Source organism: Novosphingobium sp. 11B, assembly GCF_054589055.1.
Map to the genome: position 1 here is coordinate 84311 of NZ_BAAILP010000147.1, position 7109 is coordinate 91419.

Sequence of the window (7109 nt, forward strand, 5' to 3'; positions counted from 1 at the left end):
CCGGCGTCAGAACGGCAGGTTGTACAAACGCACCGCGTTGTCCTGCAGCACCTTCTTGCGGGTCGCGTGGTCATAGCCGCCCAACACGTCCTTCAGGTGCTCCTGCACGCCCGGATAGAGCGAAGTCGGGTGCGGGAAATCAGTCTCGAACATGACGTTGTCGACGCCGATGATCTCCAGCAGATATTTGGGAGCGATCTTCTCGAACCAGAAGGTGCAGAAGAAGTGATCGCGGAAGTAGTCCCAAGGCTGCTTCTTGAGCACATCGCGCTTGATCGGCAGCATTTCGCGGAACTGGTGCTCCAGCGCCTCGACCGCGAAGGGCACCCAGCCCGCGCCGCTTTCGATCAGGCCGATCTTGAGCTTGGGATGCCGGTCGAGGCGACCCGAGACCATCCAGTTACCCAGCGTCGCCGCGTTACCGATCGAGAACATCGTCGCCACCACCGACAGCGTCTGCTCGAACTGGAAGCCTTCCCAGGTCAGGGTGTTGGGATCAATCGCCGCGTTTAGGTGGAAGTTCAGCGGCATGCCGGTCGCCTCGCACATCTCGAGGAACGGCGTCCAGTATTCGTAATTGAAGCTGGGCACGCCGACGCGCTCAGGCGTGTCGGGTAGCACGAAGCCCTTGAGGCCGAGATCGTGGCAGCGCCTCGCCTCGGTTTCGAGCGCCTTCTGGTCCCAGAACGGCAGATGCGCCATGTTGAAGATGCGCTGGCCCGAGGTCTCCTGGAACTCGGCCGAGGCGTCGTTGTAGATCTGGATGACCTTGAGCGCGAGGTCGAGGTCACCCAGGCTCATCAGCGAACCAGCCTGCGTCACGCCGGAATTCTGGAAGCAGATCTGCGCATGGACGCCCATATCGTCCATCGCCTGCAGGCGCGCCTTGAGTTCATGGCCCCCGGGATGCGCCTGCTCCAGCTTCGGGAAGGCCAGGCGCCCGAGCAGCTTGTTGTTGTCGGCGCGAATGACGTTGCCGCCCAGCGTGCCGAAGTCCCGGTCGCCCACGAACCAGCGGTCCGTGCCGTTGACCCGCTCCACGCGGGGCATCTTGTCCTTCCAGCCCGCTGGCGCGCGGCTGGTGAAAAGGTCCGGCGCCTCGGTGATGTGGGTGTCGGTATCGACGATCTTAATACCTTCGAACATCGGGTCGAGGCCACCAGACTGCGAGGCATAATCGACCTCGCGGATCACGCCGCCTTCGCTATATCCATCCGCCGACCAGTACTTGCGCGCGTTCTGCGCCATCTCCTGGGTTTCAGACTCGGCCATCACTCAATCTCCCGAAAAACAATTGCCTCTCATTTCGCAACCGGGCCGGGTTCGCACAATCGCGCAGGGCAACGCCGGGACGATGACTGGCATTGCGAGGCGCGAGACGGCGGGATTGCGTCGCTTGTCTCGCTTGCGGCCCTCTTGTTGCGGAGCGGCCATCCCGGCATCTATTCATCCGGGAGACGAACATGCCACAATCGCGAACGCTTGACGACATCCGCGTGGACTACGAAGCGCCGGACAACGTACCGAAGGACCGCATCGTAGATCTGTCCTTCGCGAACGGCAGCGAGCCTAACGACCTCGTCGATCCCTACGAGCCCTTTGCGTGGCTCAACGGCGAGGATATTCCCCGTCTGCTCTACAATCCGCCGATGCAGCATGGCCTCGGCGCGATTTCGGGCAACCAGCGCGGCAACTGGGTGGTCTCGCACTATGCCGACATCGAGCGGGTCTATACCGACAACGACCACTTCTCGAACGCCGGGACGGCCGAGTTCCAGCGCCTGATCGGCGAGACCTTCAAGTCGATCCCTCTCGCCATCGACCCGCCGGACCACCAGAAGTACCGGCTCTATCTGATGCCGTATTTCAGCCCGGCGCGGATCACCCGCGACCTTGAACCGCGCATCCGCAAGGTCGTGACCGAGATGATCGACGCCGTCGCCGACAAGGGCGAAGTGGACATGGCCTGGGACTTCGGCCGGGTCTATCCGGTGCGCATCTTCATGGGCCTGATGGGCTTTCCCGAAGAGATGTTCGAGCAGTTCCTCGATTGGGAGTGGGAAATCCTGCACTCGGGCGACCTTGCCAGGATGCAGGCGGCGCTGCGCGGAGTTCTCGATTTCCTGCGCGCTTTCATTGCCGAGAAGGAGCGCGCGCCGGACGACCATCTCGTCTCCGCGATCGCCCATGGCCGGATCGAGGGCCGCCCCCCGACCGAGGACGAGAAGATCGGCATGGTCTGGTTCCTCTGGCTCGGCGGGCTCGACACGGTGGCCGCCACGATCGCGCAGATGTTCAGGCGCATGGCGCTCCAGCCGGAAATCCAGCGTGCGATCCGCGAGCGGCCCGAGCTTATCAACGGCGCGGTCGAGGAGTTCCTGCGCACGCAGCCGATCCTCTCGTCCACGCGCACGGCGACGAAGGACTTCGAATGGCACGGGGTTCAGGTGCGCAAGGGCGATTCGTTTCAGTGCCTGAACCCGGCGGGCAACTTCGACCCGGCGCGCTTCGACGATCCGCGCACGTTCGATCCGGAGCGCAAGGCCAACCGGCATTTCACCTTCGTCGGCGGAGTGCACATCTGCCTTGGCGCGCACCTGGCACGGCGCGAGTTGCGGGTACTGCTGGAGGAATGGTTCAGCCGCATACCCGAGTTCCGGGCGAAACCGGGTGCGGATACGACGGTGTTCCCGGGGCTGCTCTCGATCCGTAACCTGCCGCTGGTGTGGGATGTAAAGACCTGAGGCCCACCCCTGCCCCCTCCCGTAAACGGGAGGGGAATGAGAGACCTGCACTTTGCCCTCCCGTTTACGGGAGGGCCGCGAGACTTGTGAGCGCAGCGAACTAGTCGCAACGGGGTGGGCCTAAACCGAAGCCCTCAACCCATCCGATAATCCGGCAACCCGTCCAGCGCATTGCGCAGCGCCTCGCTCCAACTGGTCGACACCGACTGGAAGTACGGGTCCGAAGCGTCGATCCGCCGCTCGTGCCGGGGGGTGAAGTTGTCCCGCTCGATCACCAGCAGGTCAAGTGGCAGGCCCACCGACAAGTTCGCCTTCAACGTCGAATCGAACGACACCGTCATCAGCTTCACCGCGCTTTCGAAGCTCATGTCGCGGTCGTAGCCGCGGATCAGGATCGGGCGGCCGTACTTGGTCTCGCCGATCTGGAAGAACGGGGTGTCGAAGCTGGCCTCGATGAAGTTGCCCTCGGGGTAGATCAGGAACAGGCGCGGTTCCATGCCCTTGATCTGGCCCGCCACGATCATCGAGGCGCTGAAGGTTCCGGCAGCCGCCTTCTGGCCGTTGTCGGTCGCGCGTTCCTCGATGATGTCCTGCAGCAAGTTGCCCACGATCGAGGCGACCTTGAACATCGTCGGTGCCTCGAGCAGCGAATTGTGCCGCTCGGAAGGGGCCTTGGTGCGCTCTTCCAGCTGGCTGATGACCGCCTGCGTGGTGGCGAGGTTGCCCGCCGTCATGACCGAGATGATGCGCTCGCCGGGAATCTCCCAGTGGACCATCTTGCGGAAGGTCGAGATGTTGTCGACGCCCGAATTGGTGCGCGTGTCGCTCATCAGGACGAGCCCGCGATCCAGCATCATGCCGACACAATAAGTCATGGTACTACGTCAAACCCCGTGCAAACCCGTGCCGCCCGTACCCCACCGTGCGGTGAGGGTCTAGCTGCCTTGCGTCTGCTGCTGCCCGCCCTGTGCGGACTGCTGCTGCTGCATTCCTACCCGATTCTCATCTACCGATAGATGAACGTCGAGTCGGGTTTCTCCCGCCCCCATGGCGATGCCGGTGACCGGCGCGGCTTCGGAGTAGTCGCAGCCCGTCGCCACGCGGATATAGCGCTCGTCCGGACAGATCGCGTTGGAAACGTCGAAGCCCACCCAGCCGAGCCCGGGCACATGCGCCTCGGCCCAGCCGTGGCCGGCCTCCTGCTCGACACGGTCATCGATCCGAAGGTAACCGCCGACGTAACGCATCGGCACGTCGAGCATGCGTCCGGCGGCGATGAAGATATGCGCGTGATCCTGGCACACGCCCTTCCCCGCACTGAGCGCCTGTTCGGCAGTCGTTTGCGAATCGGTGGTGCCCGGCACGTATTCCACCTGCTCGCCGATCACGCTCGACAGGGTGTGGAGATAACCCAGGAGGTCCGAACGATCAGCCTCGATTCCGGCGAGGAGCTGCCGCACCTTGGGACCGGGCTTCGTCAGCTTCGTCGGCCGCAGGAAGCACCACAGCGGCATAAGCCCGAAGTTCTGGCCGACGACGCCGTTGTTGTCGACCGTCCGGACGGTGCCCTCGCAAGTCACCACCACCTCCGGCACGCCCGGCTCAATCGAGACGAGATCGACATGATTGTAATGCTGGTCCTCGTAGGACGCCTGAGTGGCCGCGCCCTCCAGCGTCATGCGCCAGTCGAGCACTTCCTGCCCGTGCGTCGACTTGGGCTTGAGACGCAGGCGCTGCAGCCCGTGAGTCACTTTACCGGCGAAGGCATAGCGCGTGGTGTGCTTGACGGTCAGGAGCACTCTTGTGCCCTCCTACTCGCTGAACCGATAATCGGCGGCGATGGCGCTGCTGATCTCGATGGTCTTGCCGATGAAATCCTGCAGGAATTCGTGCAGGCCGGTCTCGAAAATCTCCTCGATCGAGGTCTGATGCAGCCTGGCCCCCGCATCGCGCAGCAATTCGTGCGCCGGAACCTCCACACCGTATTCCTTGGCAAGCCCCGCCATGTTGCTGCGGATCTTGTCATAGCAGAACACAAGGCTGCGCGGGAACTGCCCATCGAGGATCAGGAACTTCGCGATGCCGCGCGGGTCCATCGAACCGGCGTTGAGCCACGAATAGGCCCGGTTGCCTGCCACCGAGCGCAGCAGCGTGTCCCACTGCACATTGTCAAGGCTGGAGCCCACCCACGCCGCCGAGGGCAGCAGGACGTAGTACTTCACATCGAGGATGCGCGCGGTGTTGTCCGCCCGCTCGATGAAAGTGCCGATGCGCGAAAAGTTGAACACCTCGTTGCGCAGCATCGTGCCCTCGAGCGCGCCGCGCACCAACGTCCCGGTGCGGCGGATCTCGCGCAGCACTTCACCCAGACTCGTCTCGCGGACCGGCCGCGCGAGCAGTTCGCGCAAGTTCATCCAGCCTTCGTTGGTGGTCTCCCACACCGCGTTGGTCAGGCTGGTGCGCACCACGCGCGCATTGGTCCGCGCGTTCTCGACCATCGCCAGTACCGAACCGGGATTGTCCTTTTCGCGCAGCAGAAAATTGAACACCTGCGGGCCGGTGAACTCGCTGTGGGTTTCACAATAGGCTTCAAGCTGGCCGGTCGTGGTGAGGACCGACTTCCACTCCTCGTCCTGCGACTGGCGACTGCCCCGCGTCAGCGCGAGGTGAAAGCCCACGTCGATCAACCGTGCGGTATTCTCCGCGCGTTCGAGATAGCGGCTCATCCAGTAGACGCCGTTCGCGCCGCGGCCCAGCATCAGTTCTTGCCCCTGCTCATATCCACCGCGCTCATTCGTCCAGCACCCAGCTGTCCTTGGTGCCGCCCCCTTGCGAGGAATTGACCACCAGCGATCCCTTCTTGAGCGCCACGCGCGTCAGCCCCCCCGGCGTGATGTCGATTCCGTCGGGCGATACGAGCACGAAAGGCCGTAAGTCCACGTGCCGGGGCGCGAGGCCCTCCTTGGTGAAGATCGGCACGGTCGAGAGCGAGAGCGTCGGCTGGGCGATATAGTTGCCCGGCTTGGCGCGCAGTTTCTGCTCGAACTCCGCGATCTCCTTTTTCGAGGAAGTCGGGCCGATCAGCATGCCGTAGCCGCCCGAACCGTGCACTTCTTTGACGACGAGGTCCGCAAGGTTGTCGAGCACGTAGCCTAGCGAATCCGCCTCCGAACAGCGCCACGTCGGCACGTTCTGGAGGATCGGCTTCTCGCCGGTGTAGAATTCGACGATCTCGGGCATGTAGCTGTAGATCGCCTTGTCGTCGGCGATGCCGGTGCCCGGAGCATTGGCGATGGTGACGCCGCCCGAACGGTAGACGTCGAAGATGCCCGCGACGCCCAGCACCGAGTTCGGATTGAAGGTCAGCGGGTCGAGGTAATCGTCGTCCACCCGGCGGTAGATCACGTCGATCGCCTTGTAACCGGTGGTCGTGCGCATGCATACACGCCCGTCCATGACGCGCAGGTCGCTGCCCTCGACCAGTTCCGCGCCCATCTGGTCGGCGAGGAACGCGTGCTCGAAATAGGCGGAATTGTAGATGCCCGGCGTCAGCACCGCCACGACCGGCCGCTTGCCGCCCTTGTAGGCCGCCGGGGCGCAGGCCCGCAGCGAACGGGCGAGGCGGCGCGGATAGTCGGAGACGGGGCGTACCGGAACTTTAGTGAACAGTTCCGGGAACATCGCCATCATCGTCTCGCGGTTCTCCAGCATATAGGAGACGCCGGAGGGCGTGCGGGCGTTGTCTTCGAGCACCATGAAGTCGTCCGGCCCGGTGCGGACGAGGTCGATGCCGACGATATGCGTGTAGACCCCGCCCGGCGGCGTGAAGCCGATCATCTGGCTGAGGAACGCCTCGTTGTTGCGCAGCGCCTCGATCGGCAGGCGGCCGGAACGGATGATCTCCTGACGGTGGTAGAGATCCTGCAGGAAGGCGTTGATCGCCCGCACCCGCTGCTCGATCCCGCGCGTCAGCTTGCGCCATTCGCGCGCGGTGATGATGCGGGGGATCATGTCGAAGGGGATCAGGCGTTCCTCGCCCGCGTCATCCCCATAGACGTTGAAGGTGATGCCGATGCGGCGGAAGAAGCGCTCCGCCTCGGCATCCTGCCGCCTGAGCCAAGTGGTGTCCTGACCGTCGAACCATTGGCGGAATTCTTCGTAAGCGGGACGTACGGAGCCGTCCGCGTTGAGCATCTCGTCGAAGTTCTTGCTGCCCGCAGTCGCCATTGTGACTCCCTGTTGACCGATTGATGCAACAGGAATCGGGACTTGCCAAGCTGTCTCGCTGCAAGTGCGAAATAATTTTAACCAGACGGTGAAGGCGGCGAAATCAGAGCGATTCGATCGTTAATACCCTTCGTGGGG

6 protein-coding genes are annotated in these 7109 nt (G+C 63.5%); 1 reads left to right on the forward strand and 5 read right to left on the reverse strand.

Features of this window, described 5'->3' with window-relative positions; genetic code table 11:
- Positions 1-6: 6 nt before the first annotated feature.
- Positions 7-1272, reverse strand: a complete 1266-nt coding sequence (locus tag ACYPYD_RS14055) for an amidohydrolase family protein (protein ID WP_008829095.1) — start codon at positions 1270-1272, stop codon at positions 7-9.
- A 191-nt stretch (positions 1273-1463) separates the two neighbouring features.
- Between ACYPYD_RS14055 and ACYPYD_RS14060 the strand changes: the two genes are divergently transcribed.
- Complete coding sequence (locus ACYPYD_RS14060; protein WP_459663728.1) at positions 1464-2744, forward strand: cytochrome P450; 1281 nt, start codon at positions 1464-1466, stop codon at positions 2742-2744.
- Between the two features lie 134 nt (positions 2745-2878).
- Here ACYPYD_RS14060 and ACYPYD_RS14065 read toward each other — a convergent pair whose 3' ends face one another.
- From ACYPYD_RS14065 to ACYPYD_RS14080, 4 genes are read right to left on the reverse strand one after another with little or no spacing between them, the layout of a single operon-like run.
- Complete coding sequence (locus ACYPYD_RS14065) at positions 2879-3619, reverse strand: peptidase (protein ID WP_008829097.1); 741 nt, start codon at positions 3617-3619, stop codon at positions 2879-2881.
- A 60-nt stretch (positions 3620-3679) separates the two neighbouring features.
- The gene (locus ACYPYD_RS14070) at positions 3680-4543 is read right to left on the reverse strand and encodes a transglutaminase family protein (protein ID WP_459663730.1); all 864 of its coding nucleotides are present in this window, start codon (positions 4541-4543) and stop codon (positions 3680-3682) included.
- A 12-nt stretch (positions 4544-4555) separates the two neighbouring features.
- A complete protein-coding gene (locus ACYPYD_RS14075) occupies positions 4556-5503 on the reverse strand; it encodes an alpha-E domain-containing protein (RefSeq protein ID WP_271181742.1) in 948 nt (315 codons plus the stop codon).
- Between the two features lie 31 nt (positions 5504-5534).
- Entirely contained in the window at positions 5535-6971 is a 1437-nt protein-coding gene (locus tag ACYPYD_RS14080) for a circularly permuted type 2 ATP-grasp protein (protein ID WP_008829100.1), read from the reverse strand.
- Positions 6972-7109 lie beyond the last annotated feature (138 nt).